Below are 26,132 nucleotides of genomic sequence, written 5' to 3'. Positions count from 1 at the left end.
CCGGAATTTTTGTTGGTAGATTTGCTGGTGAAAAATCACCGTCAGAAAACTTTCACCAACAAATGGCCCTGACCGACCTTGCCTGCCGCACCGCCAAGCCCCAAGACAAGCAATACAAGCTCTCCGATGGCAAAGGCCTGGTGCTGATCTGCCACCCCAATGGCAGCAAATACTGGAGCGGCGCTTACCGATTCGCCGGCAAACAAAAATCTCTCTCCCTCGGCGTCTACCCGGAAGTAAGCCTGGCCGACGCGCGCGACCAGTGGACTGATGCGCGTCGACGCCTGAAGGACGGCATTGACCCCGGTCTGGCCAAACAACAAGACAAGTTGATCAAGATCGCTGCGGCTGCGCGCACGTTCAAGGCCGTCGCAATGGAATGGCACACTCACATGGCCGGTAGCGGGGAGTGGGGAGCCGGCTCAGTTGCGGAATATCTCCACCGCCTAGAGACCGACGTCTTCCCCCACATCGGCAACGACCCCATCGACAACATGCCGCCGAAACGGATCCTGCATGTGATCCGAGAAATGGAGAAGCGCGGCGCTATCGAACTGGCCGGCCGCGCCCGTGGCATGCTGGCGCGCATTTTCAACTACGCAATCGCCTGTGGCGACACGAAAGTCAATCCGGCCGATGCCCTGAAGGATCTGGTAAAAAAACCAGTCAAGGGACACTTCGCATCCATTGAGGTCGAAGAGTTTCCCGAGTTCATTCGGGAGGTAGTCAAGATGCAATTACACGGCCGCTGGACGCCAGCAGTGCGTTGTGGCTTCTGGTTGATGATGCGTACCTTCGTGCGGACACAAGAGCTGATCGCCATGCCGTGGGATGAGTGGAAACGCGATAAAGCATTGTGGGTTGTTCCGGGCGAGCGAATGAAGAAGAGACGAGACCATATTGTGCCACTCTCCTGGCAGGCCACCGCGCTCCTAGAGGAAATGGAGGCCCTCACGGGGCGCAATCACTATGTGTTCCCGAACGCGCGCGACCCGAAGGACCATCTATCTGAGGGGGCAATCCTGGGGGTTCTCAAGCGAATGGGGTATCACGGCAGAATGACGGGACATGGCTTCCGTTCGCTAGCCACTGGGGTCCTGACGCAGCAACTTAAGTTCGAATATCGCGTAGTCGACTTACAACTCTCTCACGCGAAGGACAATAAGAACGATGCGGCCTACGACCGCGCCAAGTGGATCGATGAGCGTATCAAGATCATGCAAGCTTGGTCAGACTACATCGACCAGCTCGTGGCAGATGCATCCAGACCCAGGCTCATTACAGCCGTAGCCTGAATGCCGGCTGCCAAACAATGACTGGCCGGTTGCGTCAGCAACCGGCCAGATGCTCTACCTTTGTAATTTCTAATGGCTCAGACAACCCACTAGGTCGCTGCACTCATCCCTGTGGCTCAACGACTCTGTACAACTCACCGGTCGGGCCATTATTTTTCTCATTTGGGCCAAACCAGCTAATTTCCTGACCATTTAAGTTCTTCGAGCGGAAAACATACATCGGTTGCTTCAATTTGTTGGCTGCTGCCTGGGCTTTTTCGAGAGTGTCTTGCATGTTTCCTCCAATAATCCATGATGCATCGGTCTTAGCCACCTATGACTACAAACATCCGCAACGAGAAGTTACGCCAAAAGTTACGCGTTCGTTATTTCTTTCGTGTGAGTTGTTGACTAGTCGAGTATGCTGCCGCTGAAACGAAGGGCGGTAATATACTTCGCCAATCCGTCCAGCCCAGGGAAGACGATTCCGGCATGCATCCCCATGCGCCAGAGCTCGCGTTTAATTGTTTTTTTTGCATCTGCCGGAATAACAAATGCAGTAAGTGACTCTTCCTGATAAGGCTCGTAAGGGTTTTTCATGAGTATAAAGACTCCCTGTTGCGCCTGGATTCGTGCGTCAATCCATGGAGGAGCATAGAGCATATCGTTGTCGATCTCGAAGGGGTCCTTCGGAACAGATTTATGGCTCAAAACTTCATCATGCCGTGCCTGCATGTAGACCACGCCAGGTGTTGGTGCCAGGCTCTCAACCGCAAAGAAGAGAGCTACCAGTGGACTCAGTGTCCAATCTAAAAGCCGCGTGGGCAAACCATAGTGCTGTGCCAATGCCATCATCTCCAATTCGTTGGCGGGATGATGCTTTCGAATGAGATGAGACCGTTCCTCGAATAAAATTATCGCCTTTCTTTCAGCTAGTGCCTTACTTTTGAGAGTCTTGGCGCTCGCGAAGTTGATTGATGAGCGCCCGATGCCAGCAGTAATAGACCATTCCGCGTTCTCCTGCCCACGAAAAATCTGCTGTTTATTTTCGCTCAATGTAGCTCTAATAAAAGTCTGAAGTGTCTTAATTGTCTTTTTTTTCATGGCCCCACCCGTTCTTTAGTGCAGAGAATTATAGAGGACGATGGAAGCGAAGAGGAAGCGCACATTCTTGTCCGCAACTACGCCGCCCCATCGGGTGCAGTCGGCACCACCAACTCTATCGGCGGGCAAGTCCCGCCCATCTCACACGTCATAGAGCCCCTCAACATTCCTAGACCAATCGGCCTGCCGTCAGCGTCCTTCGCTAAAGAAGAATACGATCTCATGGAAATCCCAAATACACTGCTTCAAACGCCAGATTTTCCATAGCGTAGCCCGCATTTCAGGCGTCGGATTTTGCACGCATAGCAATCGTAGCTCTTCGAAAATCTGCGCCCTAAGTCCAGATGGCACATTGATTTTTGCTTCACGCCAGTAAAAACACTGTATACAAACACAGTTCGCCTAGTCTAAGGCATGAACTAGACTTGTCACGAAAATACAGCCCCTCAATACGACGTATCGAAGGAACCGCGTTGCGGGAATTCTTAGGCCGGTCAGTGGGAGATGAGCCAAAAGCTTTACCTCAACAGGTCCGTGCTCGCCCTCTAACCCCACTTATTAGTCTGACCCGAATGAGTGATTTTCGACCGTTAATGGATGTGTTCACTTGCGTGCGTCCCCTAATTGCAATAAACAACGACAAGCAGTTTCCCTATTCTGTTTTAGGGAGTTGCTTTATCGCCGACTTTTATGAGCGTTATTTTGTGATCACCGCAAAGCACACTTATTTCAAGAGTTACACAGTTACCCAGCTGGCAGCACAATATGATCCAAAACAAGCCAGAATGTTGCCATTCAACCGCCGTTTTGAGTTATTGCCTCACGGTGGAACTGACGAAGAGCTATCAGACATAACTATTCTGGAGATCGACGCCGATCAGCTCGATATCGGGTCGCTCGGAGCCACCTATCCAGCAAAAATTACGATCGACGACAGCTTTACACTTTTAAACCCTAACTTCAACTATGCCTTTCGTGGCTATCCACATCAGTTACGCGAATACTCCGAAAAGCAGATTCATAGCGTTGGCGTGACAGGAGATGCATTTCTACTTGACGGAAACCTGTCAGATAGTGGGCTCCACGGACTCACGGTCAACAATGCAGAGAAATTTCCCTCCTTTGACGGATTTAGTGGATCACCTGTTTTTCAGCTTTCTCACTTAGACGATATCGTGACCCTTCCTTGCTTCTCCGGCATGCTCACCAGAGGAAATCAGAGATCCGGAATAGTACATTTCATGACATGCAAGCAGATCGTAAAAGCGCTTCAAGCCATCGTAAAGGAACATGAAATACCACCCGTGAAGAAGATTTGATCACGACCGGCCATACCCCCACCTAACTACATTCCTGCATGTTCGATCACCTGCTCTGCGCGGTGGTACTTGTCGATGCAGGCGTTGAGGTCCCGCACGATGTCATCGCCTTCGAGGGCGAAATCGAGAATTCGCCCAGCAGCCGCTGGCAGAAGGTCGGCTCGCGCTTCTCGATCTCCAGCGGCGGCAGCTTGGGCAGCGGTGGCTGCACTAGCCGCGTCGACGGCGACTGACAGGCGCACAGCACCAGTGCGCAGCTCATCACGCAAAACATCCATCCGTTTTTTTGCATTGTCTTTCTCCTTTTGAAGAGCGGCCGTCATGTTGGCGAAGGCCTGCTGGCCTCCCCGCTCTGCCTCTCGGTAACGTTCGGTGGCGCTGGCCAGGGCAATGGCGTGCAGCTCGCTAACCGTCGCCTCCCTGCCCTCATCGATCTGCGCCTGGCGGTGGCCACCCCATAGGTAGCCGCCAATCAGGCCCAGGCAGAGGGCCAGCACCACAGCGCCGAAGTTCTGGATTCGGTTCATGAGATCACCTCCAAGGCACGCTCCCAGATGGCCTTGCGCTCGGCAAAGCCATTTGCATCGCCGATGGCCACCGTTTTCTTGCCCCGGTTGACTAGGTCACTCACGCCATCGATGTCGCCGGCATCCGCCCACTTGGCCAAGCCATTGACCGACCAGAACCAGCCGGCAGCGCGACACCCGTGGACCGGCTCGCACAGCAGCCGGGGCTGCTCCACGCAATCCACGTGCAGCGCCAGCATCGCGGCCAGGTGGTTGTGGTAGCCGGTGATCTGGATCGGGCCGTGCCCTTTCCAGAAGCGGCCCGGCGTCGAGCCGTGAGCAGTCGCGATCCGGATCGCCTCCGGATTGGTGTTTCCGAGATCTGCCCGGTTGTCATAGGCGGCGCCACTGGCCAGCTCCTCCATGAAGCGAAACTGACCCGACTCATGGCCGATCTGTGACAGGAAGGCCGCCATGCGCAGGCGCGTATCGATCCCGAATTCCTGCATGGCTGCGTTGAGGGGCTTCAAAAACAACGATGCCCGCGTGGAAGCGGGCATGATGCGTTGGAGCTGGGCAAGCGTGAGTATCATCTTGGCTCTCCGATATCGGTTGCACGACGGTTGCGATAGATCCACCCACCGGCCAACAGGCCGGCCACCCCGACGTTCGAGATCACCTCGGCCGGCTGCGGACTGATATAGCCGTACAGCGGCCCGGTGATCACCCCGAATGCCCCCACGGCCGAGATGACGTACCACGCACGCACCAGGTGATTGCTGCGATGGTTCATTCGGTTCAGCGCGAAGACGCAGTGGAGGAAGAGCGCGAGGCTGGCCAGGAAGTTGACGACCAGCAGGTAGTCGGTAGCGAGCAGGATCTTGATCATTTGGATGGCTCCTGGTTGATGTTGCCCCCTCCGAATTTGGTACGCATCCACCCCAGTGCCAGCGGAATAACCGTCTGCGAACTTGCCCCGATCAGGAAGCCGCTGCAGAGCCGCGTGGCCTCGGAGTATTTCCCGGACCAGGCGAACGCATCCGACTGGATCGCCCAGGCGTGCAGCATAGGGCCGACGTAGCCTCCCATGAGCGCGCTGGTGATCAGGATCATGACCGCCCGAGGGCGGGATACTGGAGGCAGGCTGGAGAGCATGGCCAGGCCACCGGCCAGCCCTGCCAGCAGCATCTCGTACTGCAGCCCCAGGAATGACCCTGTAATGGTGATGGTGCCGACGGCAAACGCCCCCGAGCCGGCGCCGATCACTGCCCCTGTTGTTGGTTCTGGCATGTATGTCCCCGAAAGAAATGAAAAAGCCGCCAAAATGGCGGCCGTGCTGTGCAGACGTCTGCACTACTGGAAGGTCATTCCAGCGACGGAACGAGCAGCCGCCCCTTTTCCGGCAACTGCGATATGAGCCAGGCCGGCACCGGGCCACCACCGTCGTAGCGCAGTTCCTGACCATCGAGCACCACCTGGCTGCCGATAAGATATTCCGCGAACATGGCCAGCTCATCGCCAGCGGCTGGCTGCAGCACATAGAAGAGCCGGTCCTGACGATGGTCTTCTACCAGCTGCCATCCGCTGCCAACAACACGGGCAACATAGCCTTGCGGCGCGGCCGGCGGCTCCTCGATCAAGGCGCCGTAGGGAATATTGAAGTCGCCCGGCTGTAGGGGCAGCTCAAAGGCTTGGGTCGGGTACAGGAAGAATCCCAGCGCATCTGCCTGGTAGACGGTTATCGAACTCATTACTTACCTTTCAGAAATTTGATAACGGGCGAGCATTGATCACCCGGAGATACAGATCAAATGTGGATGACGGGGTTGAATGCAGTGTGCCGAGGCGCCGTTTCAGCGGTACCTGCCGCGCCTGTTAGCGTAGAACGGGACAAGTTCACAGTCGCTCCCCCTGCATTTACTGCATAGGTCCCGCTGGCATCGACCCACGCTCCGTTTCCACCGAGGCCGTGGACATGGGACTTCAGGGTATCGGCCTTATACGAACCGAGAGCGCGGGCAGCCAAGGTGTCGGCATCGGTGCCGCTGTAACGACGGAACACGTTGCGCAAATCCGGAACTCGGAAGGTGGCCGCATCGACATCAACGAAATAGTGGCCGCCAATGTTGGTAGTCCAGTTCGCCTGCGTTAAGACAAGGCCATTCTCCTGGGCATAGCCCCACAGACCCGCATAGGCCGTCTTGCTCAACGTGCCGCCAACGGCACTGATCTCCGACGCCAGCGGGGTTGTCGTATGTCCATCCATCGGTCGACCGCAAAGGGGGCTGCGATAGCCTGTGAAATAGGCGCTGGCCGACCAGCGCCATACCTCGCAGACTTCCTTCACGATGATCGGCCCAACATCGGCGGTCGGCAGCGCAGTGATGGAATACTGGCGGATCGAGAGAGAGCCGATTAGGCTCTGTATCGATGTGAGCAGCATGGAGTACGAGGAGCCATCCACCGCACCGCCTGCAGCCTCGATGACGCGACTGATCTCCTCCTGCACGTGGTCGAACCAATCGCCCTCCAGGTCAGTCGCGGGCACGCCGGCGACAGCATTGCCATTGGTGAAGCCGGGCTTGCCCGCGCCAAACTTGTCAACGACCTTCGTGGCCGTAGAAATTCTCTTCATGCTGCAGCTCCATAGGAAATGTACAAAACGGTGTGCGCCGGCCGGTAGCGCGCCAGAATGCAGGCCAGCGAGGAATCTCCCCACCGGCGAATCGGCGCGCTACATGGACTGGTCGCGTTCATGGTGCGGATGGTCACGCTGCCCGGCACATTGATTCGCCAGGCATACCGCCACCCGCCTTGGTTCAGTGAAGCGCTGCACATGGAGTTCGCCCGGAACGGACGAAACTCATTGATAGTGCAGCCCGGATAACCGAGCACCTCAAGCAAGTTGATGAAGAAGGCGACCGACTGCCCGCCCTGCCATGCCAGCTTCTGGTGCAAGCGCTGGCGCCGCTCGTCGGGCGTGGGTGCCAGATCCATACACTCATCGGGCAGACCTGCCACGCGCTCCCAGTCCGACAGGAGCTCCGACGTGGTCCGAGGGTCTGCCTCCTCGAGTAGCTGGTCGGCCCGAGCGTCCACCCTGGCCAGTTCATCCGCCTTGGCCAAGAGCAGCTTGGCCAGGCCAGTATCCAGATCTCGGGACCATGCAGGGCCAGACGGCAGCAGCTCCAGCAGTTGCGCCTGGTAATGTTCTGCGATCATGGCCATGTGATCACCCCCAACGTGGCGATGCTTCCTACAGGGTTGATCACATCCGCCGCCGGCGTTGCCAGTGCGTAGTCATCCTCGCCTGCAGCTGAGCTGATGGCCGCCCGCATATGCGAGAGCTTGACGGTGCCGCCGGGGATCGCCTCCCGCCGCAACAGATCGGCCAGCTCTGCCCGGATCGCCTCGCGCGTAGCAGGGGTGTTCGGGCTCAGTTGCGTGAACTGGAAGTTGATCGGCGCCCCGGTCGGCGCGGCCACATACAGCTCCGCCGTGACCGGCCTCTTCGCATCCAGATATGCCTTCACCGCTGCCACGGCCGCAGCGTCAGGAATCGGCACCGCGTCGTTATCGCGCATGAAGCGTACCGTCACGGTACCGGCCCCCATCTCGCCCGGATAGACCCACGCCCGCGTCACGCCCTGCACCTCCAGCGCCCAGGCTTCATAGTCGGATTTGGTACCGCCGTTCGGCGGCTGCTGGATGCGCTCCAGCAAGCGAGCACGCCAGGCATCGACCGTTTCCTGCTCGGTGCCATCGGTGATGCCGGCAGGGCCCACGGTCATGCTGCTATCCAGGCCATCGATGGGCGTGACGAGTTTGAGTCCCACGCCTGCCGCCGTATTCCCTGCCGTCCCAGCCACCACGGCAACGAGCGGAAGTGATCCGGCGCCCACGGCCAGATTGACTGCAGCAGAGGTCTTGTACCGCACTCCGTCCTGACGCTGAATCAGCGTCCCGGCTGGAACAGTCAAGGCCGCAAAGGCGCTCACCGAGGCGAAGCCGACTGACGGCGCCGCCGTCTTCCTAGGTACCTTCCAGATGCTGGCGTATCGTGCTAAGTGATCCTCATCACAGCGGTCGATCATCAGCTGATCCGCGAGCCAGTCCAGATGGCCATGCAGCCCGTCGACCGCACCGGATTGCACCACGGCCAGCACATTGAGCGTGGCCACCGAAAGCCGGGCCTCCGCACCGGTGAGCCGGCCGTTGGTATCAGCGAGCGCTCGCGTTACCAGCTCTCTCAGAGTTGGCCTGTCAAATGGCATTACATCCTCCCTTGATTGATATTCGACCAGGCGAAGTCGAAGCGAAACTTGGCCGGCGCCTTTTTCGGCCGAGTGACGGTGACTGCGAGCCCGAGCCAGCCCTGGCGCACGATCTGCGCGTCGACCTGAATGGAATCCACAACCCCGTCCTGGACGAGCCAGAGCAGTGCCTCCTGCCCGTATTCCCTCGCCTTCGCGACCACCTCTGCCAGCTGCTTTTCCCGCGCCAACAGCCAAAGGCGAGAGCCAATGCGCCGCCCTTCGCCGGCACCGCCAAGGGCATCGCCCCACCACCCGCGCCTCGAGGAGCTGGCATCCGGCAACGGATCATCATCCTCGGCGCGGCGATCGCTGAAGAGTGAGATCAGGATTGCCGTCTTGATGTCGTGATCCGTGGCCAGGTCGCCATTGAGCACAGCGATGTCGCCGCGATGATTGGCGGCGTCCCAAAAGATCTCGATGTCCATTACATCTTCACCTGATCCTTTCCGACGCGGCCGCCTTCCGGATTGGCATGATCGTGGTCGTTGTAGACCGTTCGCATCGCGGACATCTTCTTGTTCCCGTGGTCGCTGATATCGCCGTCGGCAGAGATGCTGCCCACCACCTTGAGGTCTCCGGACATCTTGACCAGGGGCGTGGTCATATCCACCTCGGGCGTGTTCTGGATGCTGATGGGCTTGCCACCACCATCGATCACGATCCCGTTGCGAGTGAGGTGCACCTTCTGGCCCTGGTCGTCATAGATCGCCATCTCGCCGTCCCGCAGGCCGCGCAGACGGAAGCGACGATCATCCACCGCGACGATCACGGAGTGGTCGCGATTGCCACCGATGAAGGTGGATAGAAACTCGGCGCCGGCCTTCGGCACCGAGGTGAAGCCATACTGCTGCACGCGCTCCATCTGGTCGTAATCCTCGCCATCCATCAGCTTGCCGCGAATCAGCTGGATCGCGGCGGCATCGTTGACCTTGCTGACAATGCCTCGACCCAGCATGAGATTGATCTTTGCCTTGAAGTCAGCGGTCGCTTCTCTAATTAATGCCAAGATGTCCATCATTTCCCCAACACGTTGAAACGGTTTTGCGCCGCACCGCCGGCAGGATCCGGGATCTCGGGCAACTGGTCGAATGCGTTACGCGAGACCAGCTGCAGCACCGTTGTCGAGCCGGCCTCATCGAGCTTGAAGTTCGCCGAGGAGATCAACCACCAGTCGTCCAGGCGCATCCAGGGGCACTGGATCCGGACCATCTTGTTGATCTCCCACAGCTCCCCGGTGGCCTCCTCGCGCCAGCCCTGTACCGTCACCGTGACCTTCCTGGCCTTCGCTTCCCGGTTGGACGCCTCCCACTCGGCGCGCTTCTGGCACCGAGCGGCATCAGCCTGGGTCTCGGCAACGATGATCAGTGGACGATAGCGGCCGATCTGGCTGTTCCCGGTTTTACTCGACGGCGCGCGCTTTACAGCGCCCTTGGGCGCGGCGTGAACCACGTCAAAGCGATCGGCGCCAGGAGCCCCCGTCTGCCCCTGCACAGTGATCTCGCTGAAAAGTGCCGCGTGGCTGTTCTCGAACGAAGCCTGCAGGATGTTCTTGCCGTGCTGCAGGACCGTCTCGCATTCGCCACCCAGCCCGGCGCGCGTGATGACCAGGCCGCCTTCGCGGTCGGACACGAACAGCACGCCTTCGGTCCTGGCCAGCTTGTCCAGTGTCCGGAAAACTGTCTCGCCTGCCTGGCAAGCCTGGCGCGGCACCTTACCGCTCACCCGGGTTTTCTTGGGCGGCGTACCCTTCTTGCCCGCCTTCTTCTGCTTGGTGCTCAGGCGCTTGCCGCTCACCGTTTCATCGAAGATCGTGATACCGAAGGGCTTACAAAGCGCCTCGGCGATCTGCTCCAGCGTCTGCCCAGCGAAGGCCGTTGTCGGTGCCGAGCAGTCCACTAGGTCGCCGGCCTTGTCCCGACCCGTCACCTTGATCTCATGGCTACCCTGGTCATACGTCACGGACACGACATCGACGTACCCCGTGATCACCACGTCGTCTCCGATCAGGATTTCGCAGAGTTCGCCGGGGGCGATTACCCAGTCCACCGGCTGCTCTGGCCAGCGCTCAGTAAGAGCCAGCTCGAAGTTACCGGCCAGTTGCTCGATGCTGGTTCGCACGTTGATGCCCTTCCAGCCACCATAGATCTGGCCGCCGACCCGCAAGGTCAGCAAATTGGAATCTGCCATCGTCACTCCGAAACAAATTGAAGGGGGCGCCCGGCCGGCACGAAGCCGGGATGCGCGACCGAGTTGCGGCTGACCAGGTCATCCGCCCTTCCCTGGGCGTACCAGGCATCTCCGTAGAAGTCATGTGCCAGCACGACGGCCGGCCGGACCTGCTGCTGCGTCACCGACACCAGGCTCGGCAGCGCAACCGTATTGCTGGCCAGGTGCTGTAGAGCCACCGTCCGAAGCTGCACCACCGCCTGGCTGGTCGCCTGACTGACCTTGTCCGAAAAAAGGATGGCATCGGCCCGCTGGACGATCTCCGAGCGCAGCACCTGCGCCTCTGCCGTCGTAGCTGGCTGCGTCGTGGCCAGTTCATAGATCCGGTTGGACGTGGCGCCACCGCGCACCAGGTCACTGAAGGCCGTCTGATTGCGCACCACGGCGATTCGTGACGCAGTTGTCGCGTTGACGGCCGAGGCCGAAGACGCCAGCCCCTCGGAGAAGCTGAAGAAGGAGAGCCAGCGCTGCGCACCACCAATCAGCCCAAGCACGCCCTTTGCCAGCGACAGGGGGGCATCCAGGCTGCTGCGCAGGTTCTCAGGCAGCAGTGACGTGAGCACCGACGTCGGATCCGCTCGTATCCAATCCAAAGCACCGAGATCGACATCCGGCAGTGCCATCAGATCATCCACTTGACCCACGGCATCGGCGACTGCGAAGTCCGGAAGGCCGTCCACCGAGAAGTTGTCGGCAAAGTCCTTCTCGAAGGACGCATCGCACACGCCGGCCTGCTCGGCGAGCTTGGCCTCGGTATCCACCGAGGTCTTCGGCTCCTCCTGCTTGCCGGCCTCGAGGAAGGTGATCGAGAACTTCGCCATCCCGCCTTCGCGCGATGACTCGGTAATCTGCACCTCCCCGAACACGGTCACCGAGACCGTGCCGTAGTACGGATGCACCAGCTGGCCAGGGCCCGCCTTCTCGATCGCGGCGATCAAGGCATCGCGCGGGACCATGTAGTCGTTGTCGGCCGCCGGATCACCCAGCACGAAGGCATCCACCTTGTACTCACGTGCCCGCCGTCCCATATCTTCCGCATAGGGAATGTCGCGCTGCGGATATTCGTGCCGTGCAATGCGGCGGCCGGCACTCAGGCTGGATCCGTCGACGTTGAACTTCGCGCCTCGGAAACTCGCCGGGCGCAAGTTATCTCGCCATGCCATGTGGTTTCTCCCTTACATCATGGCCAGGCCGGCCGTGACATCGATGTCCATCGCGTTGCCGGCACGCTTGAGCTCGGTCACCTTCGCCGGCGCGCCTTCCAGTTGGATCTTGAGCGTGCCGCCCACCTCCGTCTTGCCGGCACTGGCGGCCTGGGCGGCCGTGATATTGCTGGCCCGGTCGGTGGCAAAGGTGAACTTGAAGTCCTTCATGGCGTCCGGCATCAATCGGTCAGGCAAGATCGTCTTCAGGATCCCCAGGATGCCGTTGGCCAGCGCCTGCCATCCCTCCAGCCAGACTTGAATCATGCCGCTGAAGAAGTTGACATCGAAGACGCCCTTGATCCGATCCCATGCGCCGCTGACGTAGGAAACGATGTTGTCCCAGTTCTTGTAGATGATCACGCCGAAGGCGACCACACCCGCAATCATCAGGCCGATTGGATTGGCAAGCATCACGCCCCACAGCGCCTGCAGTCCGCTCATCGCTGCCGGCAACATCGTCCAGGCAAAGACGCTCAACTTGACGGCCGCCACACCCAGCGCCCAGCCCAACTGCCCGAAGGCCAGCAACACCGGCGACATGAGACCGCCCAGCATCAACAGCGTGGAGACTGTCGGCCCGAAGGCGCTATTGAGCGACTTGAAGACTGCGCCGACCTTCTGCGCCACCTGCCAGAGGCCTTGGAACAACTGCACACCGATCTCGATGATCGCCGGCAGCTTCTCCAGGAAGGCGTCGAATTTGCTCTCGATCAGGCCACGGTTGGCCACCGTCCATTTCTGGATGTTCTCGAACATCGGCTGCAGCTTCTCGGCCAGCTTCAGACCGAGGAAGTTCTTGATACCCTCGAAGGTGCCCTGCAGGCGCTTCCACATCTTGTCGAAGGAGTCGGCCTGCTGCAGCTGGTCGTCGGTGAAGATCCGGCCATCTGCCGTCATCTGTTCATACTTCTCGCGGATCCCATCAGCACCACGGTTCATGGTGCCCATCATGATCTCGCCGGACTTGCCCATCAGCTCCAGCAGGACCGCCTGCTTGGCAATGTCCTTATTGGAGCCCTTGAAGGCATCGGCAATGCGCTCGATCACCTCCTCGGGCTTCATCCCCTTCAGCTGCGCCATGGAGATTCCCACGCCCGCGAAGGCTTGCTGCTGCTCTTTCCCGCCGGCCAGCGCTAGGCCCATTGCCTTCTTCAGCTTGCCCATGGCGGCGGCGGCGTCTTCCATGGTGCCGCCATCTTCCTTCACCAGCTCGCCGAACACCTGCAGGCGCTGGGCGTTGATCTGGTATTTCTCGGCCAGGTCACCGACGCTGTCAGCGGCCTCGGCCGCTGCGACCCCGAAATGGAGGATCTCCCCGACCGTGCCGGCATACACACCGCCGATCCCGACCGTAGTGACAGCCAGTCCCACCAGCGACTTGGACAGTGCGCCGACCGCGGATTTGACCTTGCCCAGGCCCGTGGCGTCGTACAGCTTGCCAAAGGCCGAGTGCAGATCGCCGGCCGGCTTGATCATGCCTTCCAGCTTGGCGCCGATCTCATTGAGGGTGGTCGAGGCCTTGTCGATGGCCGAGATCACCAGCTCTGTTTTTGTCTGTTGCGTTCCCATTCGATTCTCGCGGGCAAAAGAAAAGCCCCGCCGGGTTTCCCAGGCGGGGCTTGTCAGAGTTGCGTTACGTCAGGAGAAGAGGATACCGAAGAGGCCAATCACAAAGCGCAGACCGATCCAGGCGATACTAGCTACCAGGATCAGCCCCAGCACTGCAGGAATCAGCCCGATAGCACCGGCACCGAATGCCAGCAGGCCGACCAGACCTGTCATGCGACCGGGCACTTCCTTCTTAGGTTTGGCGGGTTTTTCCATCAACCCATTCTAACAGAATGCCCTGACCGTCAAGACGAGCCCTGCATCCGCTGTTGCGCCTTGATCACCTCACTGGCCTCATTGGCCCAGAAGTCCAACTCCCAGCTATCCATCTCCCACATCTCGCTCGGCGGAAAGTGGTAGAAGTGCGCGATCAGGCCGATGGCGTCACGCCAGTGCCACGTACCAAAAAAGGCGCCACCTTCCCCACCAGCTCGATCACATCGACCGCATCCAGCTCATCCAGCGTGTCCGCCGGTAGGCCATTCATCTCCGCGATAAACTTCAGCGCGCCACCGAACTTCCCGTCCGAGGTCTTCGGATCAACGCCCTTCATCTCTTTGGCCTTCAGGCGGCGCAGTTTCAGGAAGGTGATATCGGATCCGTCCGCTGCCTTGATCGGGAACGCCAGGTCGTAGCGATCTTCCTGCACCACCGTGATGCTGCCTGCGGGCACTGGGGCGGTACCGTCGCCCACCGGCGCCCCTGCCGGCGTGCCCATGGAAGGCGGCAGAGTGGGCGATGGTGCAGACGTCTGCACAGGGCCGGCGGTCGGGCCGTTCGGTTGGCGCTCGTAGAATTGATCGTAGCTCATGCTTGCTCCACCGGTGCGCCGATGAACTTGAGCGATGCCTTACCATCGCCCGCCTGAGGACTGATCGGCGATTCCAGACCAGCACCGCGCTGGATGAACTGCTGCCCGGAATCGCATTCGAAGACGATCGAGCCATTGGTCATGGCGTTCAGGCCGACGATATCCGTATCGGCGTTCACCGCGATATCGCATTCGATTTCCGAATGCACCGGCGTCTCCGTCCAGCCGAGGAAGCCGTGGTCGCCCACGACCGGCTTGCGGGTGACCCCGCCCGGATTGAGCTTCGCCGTGCCGGGGAGGCTGGCGATACTCGCACCGTTGACGCGGATAAACGCGCGTCCAAAATACTGAGATGGCATGTAAGCCTCCTATTAAAGACGGAACTGGACCTGTGCTGCGAACACCCGGAACTGGTTGACCAGATCAGGCGGCAGGCGCACGTCCACTCGGTTGCGATCGTTCTTGTTGCGGACCACCAGCAGATCCGACTTGAACTGATCAGGGTTTTCCATGATGCCGGCGTCCACCCAATCCAGAGCCAAGGCGATCAACTCTGCCTTGATGTCCTTGGGCGCGGCCACCGCCTGGCCTGGCGCCACCGGCGTGGTGTCATCCACCAGCTTGTGACGCGGGAAACGCTGGGCGATGCGCGCACGCACCTGGTAGCGCATCAGCGACAGGGTGTACATGGTCTCGATGTCCCGATAGCTCGGGTCAACCGTCCCGGACGCATTGGTCTTGTAATTCGTCACCGCGCGCTCGATCACCACGTTGCCGCCGTTGTCCACCACGGTCGTCGCGCCGCCATAGGACAGAATGTTGTTACGCTCGGAGCGCAGCCACCGCTTCGCGGCCGGCGCCGGCAGACGCGTGGGCAGCACCAGCGTCTGCAGCGGACGGGCCGGGTCGATCGCCAGGTAGTACGCCGAAACCGCACCGGCTAGCACTGCCTTCTCCCACACCGGGCCCGGCTCACCACCGGTTTCGCAGGTCCACAGCGTGATGTGCGAATTGTTGCGCGCGGACAGCAGCGTATTGAGGGAGCCCACCGTGCCGCGAACGGCCGAATGGCAATGGCCATCGTTCTGGTACAGCGGTCCCCAGCGGTTGTTCAGCTCAGTCTCCATCAGCGCCAGGTTCGCGGCATCGTTGAACGGCATGATGATGGTGTTGTACTGCACCGCGCCGATGTTGGCCAGAGCGGTCGCAATGCTCGGATCAGCCGTACCACCGCTCATCTGGACGATCGCCACGCCCAGACCGGCCGGAGTCGCCTCGGACATCGGGTAATAGTTCAGCTGCATCATCAGATCATTGGTGAGCGTGCCCTTGTGGCGCGCAGTGACGGTCACCACGCCGGCAGCGCTGGCAGCGGTCACCACCAGATCCGGCTTGGCGTTGATCGCAGCAGCCAGAGCAGCAGCAATGACTGCAACGGTATCGGTGGTAGCAACCGCGACCTGCACCACGTCTTCGCCGATATACAGATTCAGCGTGCCCCCCTGCGTTGCAGATCCGGTAATCGTGATGGTGCCAGTCGCCGCCGTGCCGGCGCCGTTGTCCGGGATCGGGACGATCCAGGTCTCGATGGTGTCGGTGACGTCGAAGAGCGAGGCAATCATCGCCGCGCCAATCGAACCACGACCGAAGGCAGCGATACCCGCCGTCTTGCCGCTCACCTGCAGAGGAACGTTGGCAGCGCCGGTACCGGTGGCCAGCGACTGGCCGATCAGCAGGATGCGCTGCGGCATGTTCACCGGCGAGCTGATCGCCTTGCTGTTGTCGAATTCGACGTACTGGCCAGGCGTGAGCAGATCCACCGGGATCTGGTTGAACGAAATGGAACCGTCACTCATTGCTCACCTCCACCATCTGCAACGCCACCAGCTTCACCTGCTGCCTGCGGCTCGGTGCTGACATCGCCGTCGGCGAGTCGACGGATCCAGAAAGCATCGTTCTCATTGACCTCGGTTTCGCCCGCGACCTCGCGGTACGTGACGGGGTCGCGAACGGTCCTCCCTGGTACGGGATAGATCTTCATTGCGTTGCTCCTATTGTGGGAAATTGATTGTTGCAGAGGCGTCAACCTGACCGTCCGGCCCGACCGGCAATGGCGGATCATTGCGCGGCGAGGCCATGTCAATCTCGACGGCCACCTTCTGCAGGTCGTCGCCCTCGACACTCGGCTGCCAGATGTAGACGCATTCATAGGTCATCGTGAGGAGCGCCGCCTCGAGGTCGGCTGCGCTCTCGTAGTCCGGCTGACTCCCCTTGTACCGGAGCGACTGACAGATGCCACCGAGGTAAGGATCCGTGATCAACCGCTGCTCGACCACGTCCGCCAGGTCATCCAGCACATCGACCACAGCCGCACCATTCAGGGCATACAGTTGCACGTAGACCTGCACCGTGCGCTGCTCCTGGTACTGGTCCGACAGATCCTCGGTGACCTCGGCACCGGTGATGATGTTGGCGAAAGGCAGATCCTCCGATCTGGCCGCACGGGTACGGGCCAAGAACAGCTTCTCCAGCAGCGGATGCCCCGCCAGTTTCTCCTGCACGGCCAGCCGGATTTTCTTGCGGGTATGCATGTCAAGCCTCCGAGATCAGCACTTTCATCAGTTCACCGTCGTCGACGCGTCGGGGGATCTGTCGCACGCGGTAGCGCACGCTACCGACCTGGATGAAATCATCCTCATCCAGGCCGATCAGCTTGCCGGCGGGGTACGTCAGCTCGGCGACGTTCGCGACGACGAGATGCTCGGACAGCGCAAACACATCCGGCGCATCGACGAGGCCCATCGTGGTCTGCTCTGCTCCACCGCTGGGCGCCCAAACAACGGGCTTGCCCATATCGGCGAAGAAGACGTCCAGATCTTCGGCGAACACGGCCGCTTACTGCGCTTCGGCAGACTTGACGGACGGGTCGGTGACCACACCCAGGCCGGTCAGCTGCTCGATGGTGGCCTTGTCCTTCTTCTCGTCCAGCTCGATGGTGGCGCCGGCCGGGTAGACCGTGCCGTTATGCTCCAGCTGCCAGTTCACTTGCAGTTTCATGTTGACTCCTATTCAGGGATGAAAAACAGGCCCGCCAAGGCGAGCCGCAGTTTGGATCCAGCCACGCCGCTTATGCGACGACGTTCTGGAAGAAGTAAGACAGGTCCGGGGCGCTCACCACCTCGGTGACGCGCTCGCCAGCACGGGTCTTGTAGCCGCCTTCCAGGCCGCCGAAGTCCTTGCTGTAGATCGTGTCCGAGATGCGCTCGCCGAACTGGGGAGTGAAGCCCCAGGTGGTGGAGCGGCTCGCCTCGGTCGGCGTCTCGCGGTAGGTCAGCGCGCAGTGCTTGCCCCAAGCACGCTGATAACTCGCGGTCTGGCCCTTCTTCGCGGTGTTGACGAAGGCCTCGCCCACCTGAATCTCATCCAGCTCCAGTGCATCGGCCAGTTGCTGGCGCGAAACGCCGCCGGACATGCCGCCCTTGCCGTTCACGTAGTCGATGGTCTTCGGGTGCAGGATCAACTTGGTCCAGGCGGCTCGGCCGATGGTCATCACGTTCGGACGCATCACCGGCACATCGAGCGCGGTCAGGAGCGCCGTGATCGGGTCAGAGTTGCTGTAGTCGGACCACTGCGAGGTGCCCGACAGGGTCAGCTTGTTGACGTGGTTGGCGGGAGCGAACACGGTATTGGCCACGCGGACCTCGCGATCCAGGAGGATCAGCTTCATGACGAACTCCGCCGCGTTGGCGATGGGATCCACGCCCTCGGGGGCGTTCTTGATGTCCACCACCGGCACGACCTCGTCTAGGCCGTATTCGAACACGCTGGCCGGGATCAGGTCCCCGATCGACTCCACCTGGTTCGGGGCGCTCTTGCGGCCGACGCGAGTTTCGGGGACGGTGAACTGGTCCGCCATGTTCTGGCGCATGTACTTGAAGTCCTGGGCGCCCACCGGCACACGCGGCATGACCGAGTCGGCGATCAGCTTGGTGTTGCTGTAGGCAATGACGATCGCGCGAATGACCGCCGGATTGATGGGAAACGGTGCTGCTGCACTCATGCTTGGCTCCTAAATTGGAATGGGAATGAAAGAGGCGAACGGGACCAGGAAGCCTTAGCCCTGGATCATCTCGGCGCCGACGTACACGCTGCCGATGTCGCCCAGGACGCCCGAAACCTCGGCATAGCCGATGATCCGGGCATTGACACCGGCGGCCGGAGCAGCGGCGATGGCGCGACCGAGTGCGTCCGAGGTCAGCGGCTGGCCACGGGTAACAGGGCCGCCGAACTCGATCTCGGCCGGGCCGCTGCGCACGATGTCGGCGCGATCGCCGGCAGCGTAGGCAAAGCCTTCAGTGACGCCGATCATCAGATCGGTGGAGGCCGCCGCCTGCTTCACGGAGCCATCGGTGGCGCCGTAGCAGACGATGCGGAACTTGGCCAGGGCGGTTTCGGCCGTGTAGTTGAGTACGGTATTGGGGACGCGCATTGCGGTTCCTTTCGATGAATTGGAGGAAGTAGGCCGTCCGCCGATCAGGCTGCGGACAGTTCGGTATTGGCGCGGGCCGCCGCCTGGGCATAGGAAATGCGGCGACCGGCGTTGCTTTCTGCCGTCACGATCTCCTGCGCACGTGCGGCGATCGCCTCATGGGTCGGCTTCTTCACCGAGGTTGCCTGCGGATCGTCGGTCGGCTTCACCGGATCAGGTGCATCGCCTTTCAGATTGGTCGCCATGGCGGCCAGCTTCGTCTTCTCGGCGCCCAGCACCTGGGCGGCGGCTTGGTCCGGAGTGGTCTTGCCGTCCGCCTTCAAGGTCGAGATCAGGGCTTCATGGCCCGGCATCGAGTGCGCCTCGATGCCCAGGATGCGCTGGCGCTCGCTGGCGGCACCCTCGGCCATGAAATCGGTACGCAGCTGCGCATACAACGGGGCGTGATCGCGCTCCAGCGCTTCACGGGTCAGAACGGTTGCAACGGGGTCGGGCATTTCATTTTCCTCATGGATAGGATCGTGGCTCTTCGCAGCACCGGCGCTGGCCACAGTTGGAGAAGTACTGCCGCCCAGCGCACCACCGGCGCCGGCTGCAGTATTGGATTTCGCCGCGATTTGAGCGACGCGACGCGCTGAAAACTGGTTTGGATCGGCCGCCATCTGCTGCACGATGGCGTCCACGGTGGCCATGCCATCTACCAAGCCGGCGTCAACCGCCTGCTGACCGATGAACACGCGGCCATCGGCCATGTGCTGCACCACATCCTCGGCAGCAACGCCCCGGTGATCGGCTACGGCATCCACAAAGACCGAGTAGATGTGATCCACCTGGTCCTGCAGGTACTGCTTACCTTCGGCGGTGAGCGGGGCCACGCTGGAGGCGATCCGCTTATAGCGGCCGGCCGTGATCTCGGTGGCCTGGCCACCGGTCGCGCGCGGGCTGTAGTCATGCGTCATCACCACGCCGATGCTGCCGACATTGACGGTCGGGCCGCTGATGTAGACCGCGTTGGCGGCAGAGCCGAACCAATACGCAGCGCTGGCCAGCGTGCCCTCGGAGACGGTGACGATCGGCTTCTCGGCCGACAGCTCGCGGATGGTGGCGGCCAGCTCGGGCGTACCCAGCACGCTGCCTCCAGGCGAGTCCACCGCCAGCACCAAGCCGCTCACGCGCGGGTCGGCGATGGCCGACTCGACCTGCTTGATGAGCAGCTGGGCCGAGGCGCCGCCGCTCACGCGGGTGAAGAGATTGGCCTTCGGTGCGATCACGCCGTCCACCGACAGGACCGCGACACCGTTATCCCGGATCTCGTAGTCCTGCTGCTCGCTCGATAGGGGCCGATTCAGGCGCGCTTCGATGGCCTCGATGTCGATCTTCTCGCCGCGCAGATGCGTAGCGTAGATGCCCTGGATCTCGCACAGCTTTTCCGGCTGAATCGCCCAGGGACTGGTGAGGATTTCGATCAGTTTCATGACTTGGAAGTAAAAAGGGCCCCGCAATGCGAGGCCCGTCAGGGTTCAAGAATCAATCTGGATCCGGCGGCAAATCCGGCGGAGGAGTGCTCGGCGCCGCGTCCAACAGACCGCCTTCGCGGCGCATCCGCTGTTCCTTCACGCGCTGCTTGTGCTTGGTCTCCCAGTCGCCGCCGTCGTAGGCCGCCACTTCTTCCTCCAACGTCGTCACGCCGATATCGACACGCTTCTCGATGGCACTGGCTTCCTTCAGCGGGTCCAAACTGCTGGGACCGTCGCCCAGCCACACCGCCTGGCACCAGGCACGGCGCAATCCGGCGTCCGCAAAGAAGCCAGGCGCGCTGAGGCGGCCGATGGCGACCGCCTCGGCAAGCCAAGTCTCATAGATTGGCTGGCAGAAGTTCGACGCCAACCAGGCCCGGCGCACCCGGAAGAACTTCCAGGCATCCAGCATGGCCGCCCGCGCCGCGCTGTAGCTGGCCGTGTAATGCTTGATCAGCACTTCGAACGGCAGCTCCAGGTTGACGCCGATCTGGCGGAGGATCGCCATCACGAACGGATCGAACTGGGCATTCGGCCGGCCGGGATTGGCCGTGTTCACCTTCTCGCCCTTGGCCAGGTCGATAATGGCACCGGATTGGAGCGCCAATTCCGGCGCGGCCTTCTCTTCCTGGCCGTAAAGTTCTACAGGCTGATTCTGGTCTGCCTCATGCTCGATGAAAACCGTGAACATGCCCGAGACGACGGCGGCCATGATTTCGGCCTCGGTGTAGCGATCAAGCTGCTTCAGCGGCTCGATCACCGCCGCCAGATAGGGCTCACCACGATGCTGATCGGGTCGCAACCGCTTGAACAGATGCACCACATTGCGCCGCCCAGTCTGGGAGCCTCGCGCGGCGATCCGTGTGAAGGACAGCTTCTTGCCCATCCGGACACTGCCCGGATGCTGGTCACACACATGCACCGCTGCCATGGCGCCGTAGCCATCAAGCTCGATCCCACCGAAGACATTCCCTTTTCCGAGCAGATCGGGCGGAGTCGCGACTCGATCCCCCTCGATCAACTGGACCTTCGTCGCATACACGCAGTTATCCACGCGGTTCGACGGCAGCACAGCAAAGGCGTCGCCGTTGACCAGCGCAGAGCGCAGTGCAAGGTCCTGGAGGTCGTAGAAGATCTGCGTACCGGTGGAATCGCACTCAAGCGCGTTCTCTGCCCACAGCTGGAACTCGCGGGTGACCGAGCGCTGCCAGGCTTGTACCTGGTCATCGCTCATGCCGAGGAGATCGCCATCAATGGACGGCCGCATGGCCAGGCCAGTACCCACGACGTTCGTCACCACCGTATTGATCACACCGCCGGCCAGCGGGGCATTGCGCATGAGATCCCGCGAGTTCTCTCGCAGCGTGGCCAAATCGGGCAGAAGGTCGTCGTCGGCACTCTTGCCCGAGGTGAACCAATTGCGAAAGCTTCGCCGACTGCGATCAGCCCCCACATACGATCCCGCGATCGCCATGTGTGCGCGGGCCTGCATCCGTCGCGTGCCAGCGACGGGATCGAAGTACGAGACCACCTTATCGATCACGTTGGGCGCCAGCTGCAGCTTGCCTCGGGCGTTCATTGCGGCACCCCATAGCTGATGTTCAAACCGCGACGGCGGCCGCTCGCGGCGGCGGAGAGTTGCGCCACAATGCCCTGCCAGTAGGTGATCTGCTCCCTGATCACAGCGGCATCGGCGCGACGCAGTTTTCGGGTACCGATGCTGTACTCCTGATTCTGCGAGACGGCCAGGCTGGCGGCCAGCCAAGCGGCGAGTTGTGCCTGGGCTTGATCCAGAGTGATACCGGACATATCGTTTCCTATCGTTCAATCCCGCGCGAGCGGACCCGCCGCCCACCAGAGGACGGCGGCGGCATCGGTGCAGGTACTTGCACCCGCGCGGGTGGATTGTTGATTTCTATCGACTCGGATGGGCCGGCCGATGCCATGGGCGCCGGTGGCGGCGATGCGAACATGTCAGCGACTGAAGGCTGTACTGCGGCCTCAAGGCGTTCCCACATCCGCTCGGTATAGCGGTGCAGGTCAAGCATGTGCGCAGAGAACATGGCCAGCACCGTGCAGTCCAGCACCTCGTTGCGTTTGCGTAGCGGCACCCAGCGATACTGCTCACCGGAGGCCGTGCGCACCTTGACGCGTGCTTCGGCTGTCAGCTGGTGGTAGAACTCGGCGGGCAGATCCTGCGAGAAGTGCAGGCAACCTGGCCCCGACACCGTCACGTTCAACCGCCCGAAGATCAAATCCTTTGCCGTGTCGGTACCCACAAGCCAGAGCCTGATGCCGTTCTTGATTACCTGGCCTGCAATGTTCACGTCCTGCAGGGACGAGCGCCCTTTCACGGGCCCGCCGAGGCGAGAGTCGCCCTTGCTGGCAAAGCAGCGCCGACCCTTCGCCTGCTGCATCCGCGCCCAGGCATAGGCCTGGTGCGTGAAGTGGCCACCAGTATCGATGGTGTACCCCTCGACGCCCAGCGTCCCGCCCGCCATGTGCTGAAACCGCGTCTCCATATAGAAGGACAGCTTCTCCCAGTCAGCCGGTACCGCCGGATTCGCCGCCAGGACCATGTAGTCGACCACCCACATCTCCTCGCCGCGTCCAACCGCCCAAACCACCACCTCGAAGCGGTTGTCCTGGACGTCGATCCCCGCCACCAGCACCAGGCCGCCCATCTGGACCACGCGAAGGGGGTACGGCTCTGCCCGCTGCATCAACGCATGGATGTCAGCCTTCTCGACATCCTCCTCCCAGGTCTCGCCCAACGTCGTGTTGACGAAGGTCTGCAGCTCCGACTTGTCACCGGTCTTGGCCTTGCGCTGCGCCGACAAGAATTCGTCCACGATCTGCGCCCAGCTGGTCTGCGGGCTGTAGGCCGTCCAAACATGGAAGGCCACTTTCTTCGGTACCGGGATCCGGGCGCCATCCGGCGCGTGAAAGCTGCCATCACCGTCATCGATGTAGGATCCGTCCTGCGCGATCCAGCGGCCCTGCCCCCACGCCTCCAGATAGTCCGCCTGGGTCATCTGCCCGTCGCACAGATCACACATGTGCATCACGGTCGACGGATCGTCATTGATCCACTTCATCCCGAAGGACTTATCCTTGCCACCCCAGCGCAGGGTGATCATCTCGCCGCAATGCTTGCAAGGGATGTGCCGCTTGAACTGCAGGTCGGCCTGGTCATGCCGCGCCTCGATCAGCGAGAGCCCCTTCAGCTTCGGGGTAGACCCGCCAATCAGCTTCGGGAAGGTAGCGCCCTCGATGCGCTTGCGCGCCAGGGTGATCGGGCTGCCTTCCTTCTCCACGTTCTGGTCGAAACCATCCACCTCGTCCAGGATCGACACGTCGACCGACAGGCGTCGGTAGTTCTTCGCGGCCTTGCCGCCCCGCAGGTGCAAGACCGAAGTCAGGAACTTCTTCTGCCGCAAGGTGTTTGCCTTGCTCTTGGCCTGGAAGCTCGGGAATACCTTCATCATCGCGGGCACGTCACGCAGCATCGGTTCCAACTCGGTCTTGCAGAACTCGTCGCTGTCGTCGTCTGTCGGTTGCCACAGCGCCTGGTTGCGCCGCTTGTGTTCGGCGAAGTAGCCGACCGCCGCCAGGATCATCTTCGTATAGCCGACCCGGGCCGACTTCATGAAGGTGACTTCTTCGATCTCATCATTGGACATCGCGTCCATGATGGCGACCTGGTAGGGATACGCTTCCCACGCCTGCTCGACATAGGACGACTCGGCCGACAGGTAAAAATTCTTGGCGGCCCATTCCGACAGCCTCATTGGCTCAACGGCCGCCAGCGATTCCAGGCCCGCTGCGATCGCGCGTTCAATCTCCTTCAGATCCATCTTCGAGGTCGCTTTCTGCGGCCTCGCTATCATCTTCGTCGTCGAGGTCCGCTAATTTGATGGCGGCCGCATGGTTGCGCGCCTTGACCAGCTCGCGCGTGATGAAGTCCAGATCATCCGCAGAGAGCTGGGAGCGCCGTTTCAATTGCACCGGCACCGCTTCCAGGATGCCAGCGATCTGCCGGCCGACCTTCGAGAGCACCTGCTCCAGGAGTGCGACCGGCGCCAGCTCGCGTCGCGTGACCGCGTTCTGCATCTCCACCTTCTCGCGCTGTGCACGCGCGAGCGCGGCGCGCTCCGTCGCCAGATCCAGCTCGCCAGCAGCGAATCGGCCGGCGGCCTGCTCGCGCAGGTTCGTGCAATACGCTTTCAGCCAGACGCCAGCCGGCTCACCGGGCTGAAGAATGCCGCGCGTGAGGAGTTCGCTGACGGCTGGCTGGCTGATTCCGACCAGCGCGCCGAACGCGGCCTGAGTCGTCTTGGCCTCCAGATCCATCACATAACCCCCTAGGGAAAATTTTGTAAGTAGTGCGAAATCGGGGCGCGAATTACCCTCGCCAGCCGAGGCCCCGGAAGTACCTTGAAAAAAATATCACCCGAGCAACACCGCCCTACCGGGCCGAGGCCAGGGCCGCGTCGATGGCCGCGATCAGATTCTTCGCAGAGCTCGTCTTGACGGCGGCCTGCCCGATGTCTCCGAACGGGAATCGCTTCTTGTATTGCACGCGGTCCGCATAGCTGACGATCAGCTGCACATGCGTACCCTTGCGCTGATAGATTCCCGCGACACCTTTGACCTTGCCACTGAAGACATCCTTCCGAGCCAGCAGCTTCTTGATGGCACCTCGCGTCATGTTGCCGTACTGGTTCAGCCGGACGCCTTTCGGTACGACGACAGCACGCCGAGCGGGCGTGCGCGTTCCACCGGCCACCTGATACTGCAGATACTTTTCCTGATCATCCTTGATGAACACCTTAGCGTACTGCTTCTGCTTGGTGGCCGGCTCAACGGCAAACGCCTTCATGGTGAACGGCGTCGGGCGATCGAGGTTTTCCGGGAGCGCCTTCCCGAGTGCGACTTGAGCATCCTTGGCTGTTGCAGTCAGGCCCTTCGCAATTCCAAAGGGAAGCTGCTTGCCCGCTTTCTTGAACTTCAAAGCATTGGCGAGCAAGTCATGCTTGACCGAGGCGAAGATCATCAGGGCTCCTGAAAAGAATGTGCAGATGTTTGCACAGTGGTGGCGGGCTTATGGCAGCCGCCTTGCCCTTCCTTCTATGAAGCCAAAAAACAAAAAGCCCCTCATGCAAGGGGCCGTACACTAGTTCGTTGAATCGGCTTATCGAATCATCCCTTCCAGCACCGCTTCCAACACAGATGCCTTCAGGAAATAGGCAAACTCTTTAAGGGTGTCAGCGTCTTCAGAGGATGGGACCTCGCTATGCCCCAATGGATACGTGGCGTAGATGATCCTGCCTGTAAAATCGAACTGGAGCTCGTAAACTGGGCTTTCGCAAGAGGCATGATCTTCATGGAAGAATTTGAATGCCACCGCCGCCTGTCGGCCAGCTGTCAAAAATGTGTTTGTGTGCAGCTGGACCTCGCCCACCTGCGTCTCAAGGACATAGGGGTAGGAGCCAATGCTCACCAGGCAAGCGTCCTCGATCAAGTCAGCTGCCACCCCGGTTGGGTGCGACAGCGCCGAAACGAGACCGCGGCCCAACTCATCCAGAGCTTGAAAATCGAGCAATCGGGCCCCGACGGTCGACGCCGCTTGATGAAACTTGCTCTCTACTGCCATGACATTCCCCTTGGTTGTATGCGAGCGGAAATAATAGCAACAACCTGCCCCTTCTGGCTTCGAGAACGAAAAAGCCCCGGAAAATTTCTTTTCTAGGGCTT

34 protein-coding genes are annotated in these 26,132 nt (G+C 60.9%); 2 read left to right on the top strand and 32 right to left on the bottom strand.

The window, feature by feature from the left end; translation table 11 throughout:
- Positions 1-62 precede the first annotated feature (62 nt).
- The gene (locus tag RC54_RS10735; protein ID WP_061790405.1) at positions 63-1,295 is read left to right on the top strand and encodes a tyrosine-type recombinase/integrase; all 1,233 of its coding nucleotides are present in this window, start codon (positions 63-65) and stop codon (positions 1,293-1,295) included.
- 103 nt (positions 1,296-1,398) lie between these two features.
- Here RC54_RS10735 and RC54_RS25140 read toward each other — a convergent pair whose 3' ends face one another.
- Both RC54_RS25140 and RC54_RS10730 read right to left on the bottom strand, forming a co-directional pair.
- Positions 1,399-1,569, bottom strand: a complete 171-nt coding sequence (locus tag RC54_RS25140; RefSeq protein WP_156481336.1) for a hypothetical protein — start codon at positions 1,567-1,569, stop codon at positions 1,399-1,401.
- Positions 1,570-1,685: 116 nt separating this feature from the next.
- The gene (locus RC54_RS10730) at positions 1,686-2,378 is read right to left on the bottom strand and encodes an FRG domain-containing protein (protein ID WP_061790404.1); all 693 of its coding nucleotides are present in this window, start codon (positions 2,376-2,378) and stop codon (positions 1,686-1,688) included.
- A gap of 425 nt (positions 2,379-2,803) precedes the next feature.
- Between RC54_RS10730 and RC54_RS10725 the strand changes: the two genes are divergently transcribed.
- A complete protein-coding gene (locus RC54_RS10725; RefSeq protein ID WP_164471201.1) occupies positions 2,804-3,697 on the top strand; it encodes a hypothetical protein in 894 nt (297 codons plus the stop codon).
- 26 nt (positions 3,698-3,723) lie between these two features.
- Here the strand turns inward: RC54_RS10725 and RC54_RS10720 are convergent, their stop codons facing one another.
- The 30 genes from RC54_RS10720 to RC54_RS10585 form a co-directional block, all read right to left on the bottom strand.
- Complete coding sequence (locus RC54_RS10720; protein ID WP_061790402.1) at positions 3,724-4,224, bottom strand: lysis system i-spanin subunit Rz; 501 nt, start codon at positions 4,222-4,224, stop codon at positions 3,724-3,726.
- Positions 4,221-4,796 (bottom strand): glycoside hydrolase family 19 protein, encoded by a 576-nt coding sequence (locus tag RC54_RS10715; protein WP_123020434.1) that lies wholly within the window; start codon positions 4,794-4,796, stop codon positions 4,221-4,223. Before RC54_RS10715 ends, RC54_RS10720 begins: the two co-directional genes overlap by 4 nt.
- Entirely contained in the window at positions 4,793-5,092 is a 300-nt protein-coding gene (locus tag RC54_RS10710) for a hypothetical protein (RefSeq protein WP_061790738.1), read from the bottom strand. The genes RC54_RS10715 and RC54_RS10710 overlap by 4 nt, the downstream gene beginning before the upstream one ends.
- Entirely contained in the window at positions 5,089-5,493 is a 405-nt protein-coding gene (locus tag RC54_RS10705) for a restriction endonuclease (RefSeq protein ID WP_241517415.1), read from the bottom strand. The genes RC54_RS10710 and RC54_RS10705 overlap by 4 nt, the downstream gene beginning before the upstream one ends.
- A 74-nt stretch (positions 5,494-5,567) precedes the next feature.
- Positions 5,568-5,954: a hypothetical protein gene (locus RC54_RS10700; protein ID WP_061790736.1), complete on the bottom strand. Its 387-nt coding sequence runs from the start codon at positions 5,952-5,954 to the stop codon at positions 5,568-5,570.
- Between the two features lie 56 nt (positions 5,955-6,010).
- A complete protein-coding gene (locus tag RC54_RS10695; RefSeq protein WP_082803241.1) occupies positions 6,011-6,838 on the bottom strand; it encodes a hypothetical protein in 828 nt (275 codons plus the stop codon).
- Positions 6,835-7,431: a YmfQ family protein gene (locus tag RC54_RS10690; protein WP_061790735.1), complete on the bottom strand. Its 597-nt coding sequence runs from the start codon at positions 7,429-7,431 to the stop codon at positions 6,835-6,837. The genes RC54_RS10695 and RC54_RS10690 overlap by 4 nt, the downstream gene beginning before the upstream one ends.
- Positions 7,422-8,477, bottom strand: a complete 1,056-nt coding sequence (locus tag RC54_RS10685; protein ID WP_123020433.1) for a baseplate J/gp47 family protein — start codon at positions 8,475-8,477, stop codon at positions 7,422-7,424. The genes RC54_RS10690 and RC54_RS10685 overlap by 10 nt, the downstream gene beginning before the upstream one ends.
- Positions 8,477-8,944 (bottom strand): phage GP46 family protein, encoded by a 468-nt coding sequence (locus RC54_RS10680; RefSeq protein ID WP_061790717.1) that lies wholly within the window; start codon positions 8,942-8,944, stop codon positions 8,477-8,479. Before RC54_RS10680 ends, RC54_RS10685 begins: the two co-directional genes overlap by 1 nt.
- The gene (locus tag RC54_RS10675) at positions 8,944-9,537 is read right to left on the bottom strand and encodes a phage baseplate assembly protein V (protein ID WP_082803236.1); all 594 of its coding nucleotides are present in this window, start codon (positions 9,535-9,537) and stop codon (positions 8,944-8,946) included. The genes RC54_RS10680 and RC54_RS10675 overlap by 1 nt, the downstream gene beginning before the upstream one ends.
- The gene (locus RC54_RS10670; protein WP_061790719.1) at positions 9,534-10,706 is read right to left on the bottom strand and encodes a phage baseplate assembly protein; all 1,173 of its coding nucleotides are present in this window, start codon (positions 10,704-10,706) and stop codon (positions 9,534-9,536) included. The genes RC54_RS10675 and RC54_RS10670 overlap by 4 nt, the downstream gene beginning before the upstream one ends.
- A gap of 2 nt (positions 10,707-10,708) precedes the next feature.
- Positions 10,709-11,908, bottom strand: a complete 1,200-nt coding sequence (locus tag RC54_RS10665) for a DNA circularization protein (RefSeq protein ID WP_082803237.1) — start codon at positions 11,906-11,908, stop codon at positions 10,709-10,711.
- A 12-nt stretch (positions 11,909-11,920) separates the two neighbouring features.
- Positions 11,921-13,519 carry a phage tail tape measure protein gene (locus tag RC54_RS10660; protein ID WP_156481368.1) on the bottom strand — a complete coding sequence of 533 codons (1,599 nt, stop codon included), beginning with the start codon at positions 13,517-13,519 and terminating at the stop codon, positions 11,921-11,923.
- Between the two features lie 69 nt (positions 13,520-13,588).
- Complete coding sequence (locus RC54_RS25135) at positions 13,589-13,774, bottom strand: hypothetical protein (RefSeq protein ID WP_061790722.1); 186 nt, start codon at positions 13,772-13,774, stop codon at positions 13,589-13,591.
- Positions 13,775-13,928: 154 nt separating this feature from the next.
- Positions 13,929-14,369: a phage tail assembly protein gene (locus tag RC54_RS10655; protein ID WP_123020432.1), complete on the bottom strand. Its 441-nt coding sequence runs from the start codon at positions 14,367-14,369 to the stop codon at positions 13,929-13,931.
- Positions 14,366-14,728: a phage tail tube protein gene (locus RC54_RS10650; protein ID WP_061790767.1), complete on the bottom strand. Its 363-nt coding sequence runs from the start codon at positions 14,726-14,728 to the stop codon at positions 14,366-14,368. The genes RC54_RS10655 and RC54_RS10650 overlap by 4 nt, the downstream gene beginning before the upstream one ends.
- Before the next feature lie 12 nt (positions 14,729-14,740).
- Positions 14,741-16,225 carry a phage tail sheath C-terminal domain-containing protein gene (locus tag RC54_RS10645; RefSeq protein WP_123020431.1) on the bottom strand — a complete coding sequence of 495 codons (1,485 nt, stop codon included), beginning with the start codon at positions 16,223-16,225 and terminating at the stop codon, positions 14,741-14,743.
- Positions 16,222-16,410 (bottom strand): DUF2635 domain-containing protein, encoded by a 189-nt coding sequence (locus RC54_RS10640; protein ID WP_061790740.1) that lies wholly within the window; start codon positions 16,408-16,410, stop codon positions 16,222-16,224. The genes RC54_RS10645 and RC54_RS10640 overlap by 4 nt, the downstream gene beginning before the upstream one ends.
- A 10-nt stretch (positions 16,411-16,420) precedes the next feature.
- A complete protein-coding gene (locus RC54_RS10635) occupies positions 16,421-16,960 on the bottom strand; it encodes a hypothetical protein (RefSeq protein ID WP_061790741.1) in 540 nt (179 codons plus the stop codon).
- Between the two features lies 1 nt (position 16,961).
- Positions 16,962-17,258, bottom strand: a complete 297-nt coding sequence (locus tag RC54_RS10630) for a head-tail joining protein (RefSeq protein WP_123020430.1) — start codon at positions 17,256-17,258, stop codon at positions 16,962-16,964.
- 6 nt (positions 17,259-17,264) lie between these two features.
- Positions 17,265-17,426, bottom strand: a complete 162-nt coding sequence (locus RC54_RS25130; protein WP_156481372.1) for a hypothetical protein — start codon at positions 17,424-17,426, stop codon at positions 17,265-17,267.
- 70 nt (positions 17,427-17,496) lie between these two features.
- On the bottom strand, positions 17,497-18,429 hold the full coding sequence (locus tag RC54_RS10625) for a phage capsid protein (RefSeq protein ID WP_123020429.1): 933 nt from the start codon (positions 18,427-18,429) through the stop codon (positions 17,497-17,499).
- Between the two features lie 54 nt (positions 18,430-18,483).
- Positions 18,484-18,858, bottom strand: a complete 375-nt coding sequence (locus tag RC54_RS10620; RefSeq protein ID WP_061790765.1) for a DUF2190 family protein — start codon at positions 18,856-18,858, stop codon at positions 18,484-18,486.
- A 44-nt stretch (positions 18,859-18,902) separates the two neighbouring features.
- The gene (locus RC54_RS10615) at positions 18,903-20,333 is read right to left on the bottom strand and encodes a S49 family peptidase (protein WP_123020428.1); all 1,431 of its coding nucleotides are present in this window, start codon (positions 20,331-20,333) and stop codon (positions 18,903-18,905) included.
- 52 nt (positions 20,334-20,385) lie between these two features.
- Positions 20,386-21,954: a phage portal protein gene (locus RC54_RS10610; protein WP_123020427.1), complete on the bottom strand. Its 1,569-nt coding sequence runs from the start codon at positions 21,952-21,954 to the stop codon at positions 20,386-20,388.
- Complete coding sequence (locus RC54_RS10605; protein ID WP_061790679.1) at positions 21,951-22,184, bottom strand: DUF6148 family protein; 234 nt, start codon at positions 22,182-22,184, stop codon at positions 21,951-21,953. Before RC54_RS10605 ends, RC54_RS10610 begins: the two co-directional genes overlap by 4 nt.
- An 8-nt stretch (positions 22,185-22,192) precedes the next feature.
- Complete coding sequence (locus tag RC54_RS10600) at positions 22,193-24,232, bottom strand: phage terminase large subunit family protein (RefSeq protein WP_061790680.1); 2,040 nt, start codon at positions 24,230-24,232, stop codon at positions 22,193-22,195.
- Positions 24,213-24,728, bottom strand: coding sequence for a terminase small subunit (locus RC54_RS10595; protein WP_082803227.1), 516 nt, complete (start codon positions 24,726-24,728; stop codon positions 24,213-24,215). Before RC54_RS10595 ends, RC54_RS10600 begins: the two co-directional genes overlap by 20 nt.
- A gap of 115 nt (positions 24,729-24,843) precedes the next feature.
- Entirely contained in the window at positions 24,844-25,431 is a 588-nt protein-coding gene (locus RC54_RS10590; RefSeq protein WP_061790682.1) for a hypothetical protein, read from the bottom strand.
- Between the two features lie 138 nt (positions 25,432-25,569).
- The gene (locus RC54_RS10585; RefSeq protein WP_156481361.1) at positions 25,570-26,031 is read right to left on the bottom strand and encodes a hypothetical protein; all 462 of its coding nucleotides are present in this window, start codon (positions 26,029-26,031) and stop codon (positions 25,570-25,572) included.
- Between the last annotated feature and the right edge of the window lie 101 nt (positions 26,032-26,132).

Source organism: Herbaspirillum rubrisubalbicans (assembly GCF_003719195.1).
GTDB classification, from domain to species: Bacteria; Pseudomonadota; Gammaproteobacteria; order Burkholderiales; family Burkholderiaceae_D; genus Herbaspirillum; species Herbaspirillum rubrisubalbicans.
This window is presented reverse-complemented; position numbering and strand designations above follow the sequence as displayed.

Bases quoted from the DNA above. Each gene is read 5' to 3' on its own strand.
- RC54_RS10735 (WP_061790405.1), top strand. From the start codon at position 63: ATGGCCCTGACCGACCTTGCCTGCCGCACCGCCAAGCCCCAAGACAAG.
- RC54_RS25140 (WP_156481336.1), bottom strand. From the start codon at position 1,569: ATGCAAGACACTCTCGAAAAAGCCCAGGCAGCAGCCAACAAATTGAAG.
- RC54_RS10730 (WP_061790404.1), bottom strand. From the start codon at position 2,378: ATGAAAAAAAAGACAATTAAGACACTTCAGACTTTTATTAGAGCTACA.
- RC54_RS10720 (WP_061790402.1), bottom strand. From the start codon at position 4,224: ATGAACCGAATCCAGAACTTCGGCGCTGTGGTGCTGGCCCTCTGCCTG.
- RC54_RS10715 (WP_123020434.1), bottom strand. From the start codon at position 4,796: ATGATACTCACGCTTGCCCAGCTCCAACGCATCATGCCCGCTTCCACG.
- RC54_RS10710 (WP_061790738.1), bottom strand. From the start codon at position 5,092: ATGATCAAGATCCTGCTCGCTACCGACTACCTGCTGGTCGTCAACTTC.
- RC54_RS10705 (WP_241517415.1), bottom strand. From the start codon at position 5,493: ATGCCAGAACCAACAACAGGGGCAGTGATCGGCGCCGGCTCGGGGGCG.
- RC54_RS10700 (WP_061790736.1), bottom strand. From the start codon at position 5,954: ATGAGTTCGATAACCGTCTACCAGGCAGATGCGCTGGGATTCTTCCTG.
- RC54_RS10695 (WP_082803241.1), bottom strand. From the start codon at position 6,838: ATGAAGAGAATTTCTACGGCCACGAAGGTCGTTGACAAGTTTGGCGCG.
- RC54_RS10690 (WP_061790735.1), bottom strand. From the start codon at position 7,431: ATGGCCATGATCGCAGAACATTACCAGGCGCAACTGCTGGAGCTGCTG.
- RC54_RS10685 (WP_123020433.1), bottom strand. From the start codon at position 8,477: ATGCCATTTGACAGGCCAACTCTGAGAGAGCTGGTAACGCGAGCGCTC.
- RC54_RS10680 (WP_061790717.1), bottom strand. From the start codon at position 8,944: ATGGACATCGAGATCTTTTGGGACGCCGCCAATCATCGCGGCGACATC.
- RC54_RS10675 (WP_082803236.1), bottom strand. From the start codon at position 9,537: ATGATGGACATCTTGGCATTAATTAGAGAAGCGACCGCTGACTTCAAG.
- RC54_RS10670 (WP_061790719.1), bottom strand. From the start codon at position 10,706: ATGGCAGATTCCAATTTGCTGACCTTGCGGGTCGGCGGCCAGATCTAT.
- RC54_RS10665 (WP_082803237.1), bottom strand. From the start codon at position 11,908: ATGGCATGGCGAGATAACTTGCGCCCGGCGAGTTTCCGAGGCGCGAAG.
- RC54_RS10660 (WP_156481368.1), bottom strand. From the start codon at position 13,519: ATGGGAACGCAACAGACAAAAACAGAGCTGGTGATCTCGGCCATCGAC.
- RC54_RS25135 (WP_061790722.1), bottom strand. From the start codon at position 13,774: ATGGAAAAACCCGCCAAACCTAAGAAGGAAGTGCCCGGTCGCATGACA.
- RC54_RS10655 (WP_123020432.1), bottom strand. From the start codon at position 14,369: ATGAGCTACGATCAATTCTACGAGCGCCAACCGAACGGCCCGACCGCC.
- RC54_RS10650 (WP_061790767.1), bottom strand. From the start codon at position 14,728: ATGCCATCTCAGTATTTTGGACGCGCGTTTATCCGCGTCAACGGTGCG.
- RC54_RS10645 (WP_123020431.1), bottom strand. From the start codon at position 16,225: ATGAGTGACGGTTCCATTTCGTTCAACCAGATCCCGGTGGATCTGCTC.
- RC54_RS10640 (WP_061790740.1), bottom strand. From the start codon at position 16,410: ATGAAGATCTATCCCGTACCAGGGAGGACCGTTCGCGACCCCGTCACG.
- RC54_RS10635 (WP_061790741.1), bottom strand. From the start codon at position 16,960: ATGCATACCCGCAAGAAAATCCGGCTGGCCGTGCAGGAGAAACTGGCG.
- RC54_RS25130 (WP_156481372.1), bottom strand. From the start codon at position 17,426: ATGAAACTGCAAGTGAACTGGCAGCTGGAGCATAACGGCACGGTCTAC.
- RC54_RS10625 (WP_123020429.1), bottom strand. From the start codon at position 18,429: ATGAGTGCAGCAGCACCGTTTCCCATCAATCCGGCGGTCATTCGCGCG.
- RC54_RS10620 (WP_061790765.1), bottom strand. From the start codon at position 18,858: ATGCGCGTCCCCAATACCGTACTCAACTACACGGCCGAAACCGCCCTG.
- RC54_RS10615 (WP_123020428.1), bottom strand. From the start codon at position 20,333: ATGAAACTGATCGAAATCCTCACCAGTCCCTGGGCGATTCAGCCGGAA.
- RC54_RS10610 (WP_123020427.1), bottom strand. From the start codon at position 21,954: ATGAACGCCCGAGGCAAGCTGCAGCTGGCGCCCAACGTGATCGATAAG.
- RC54_RS10605 (WP_061790679.1), bottom strand. From the start codon at position 22,184: ATGTCCGGTATCACTCTGGATCAAGCCCAGGCACAACTCGCCGCTTGG.
- RC54_RS10600 (WP_061790680.1), bottom strand. From the start codon at position 24,232: ATGGATCTGAAGGAGATTGAACGCGCGATCGCAGCGGGCCTGGAATCG.
- RC54_RS10595 (WP_082803227.1), bottom strand. From the start codon at position 24,728: ATGGATCTGGAGGCCAAGACGACTCAGGCCGCGTTCGGCGCGCTGGTC.
- RC54_RS10590 (WP_061790682.1), bottom strand. From the start codon at position 25,431: ATGATCTTCGCCTCGGTCAAGCATGACTTGCTCGCCAATGCTTTGAAG.
- RC54_RS10585 (WP_156481361.1), bottom strand. From the start codon at position 26,031: ATGGCAGTAGAGAGCAAGTTTCATCAAGCGGCGTCGACCGTCGGGGCC.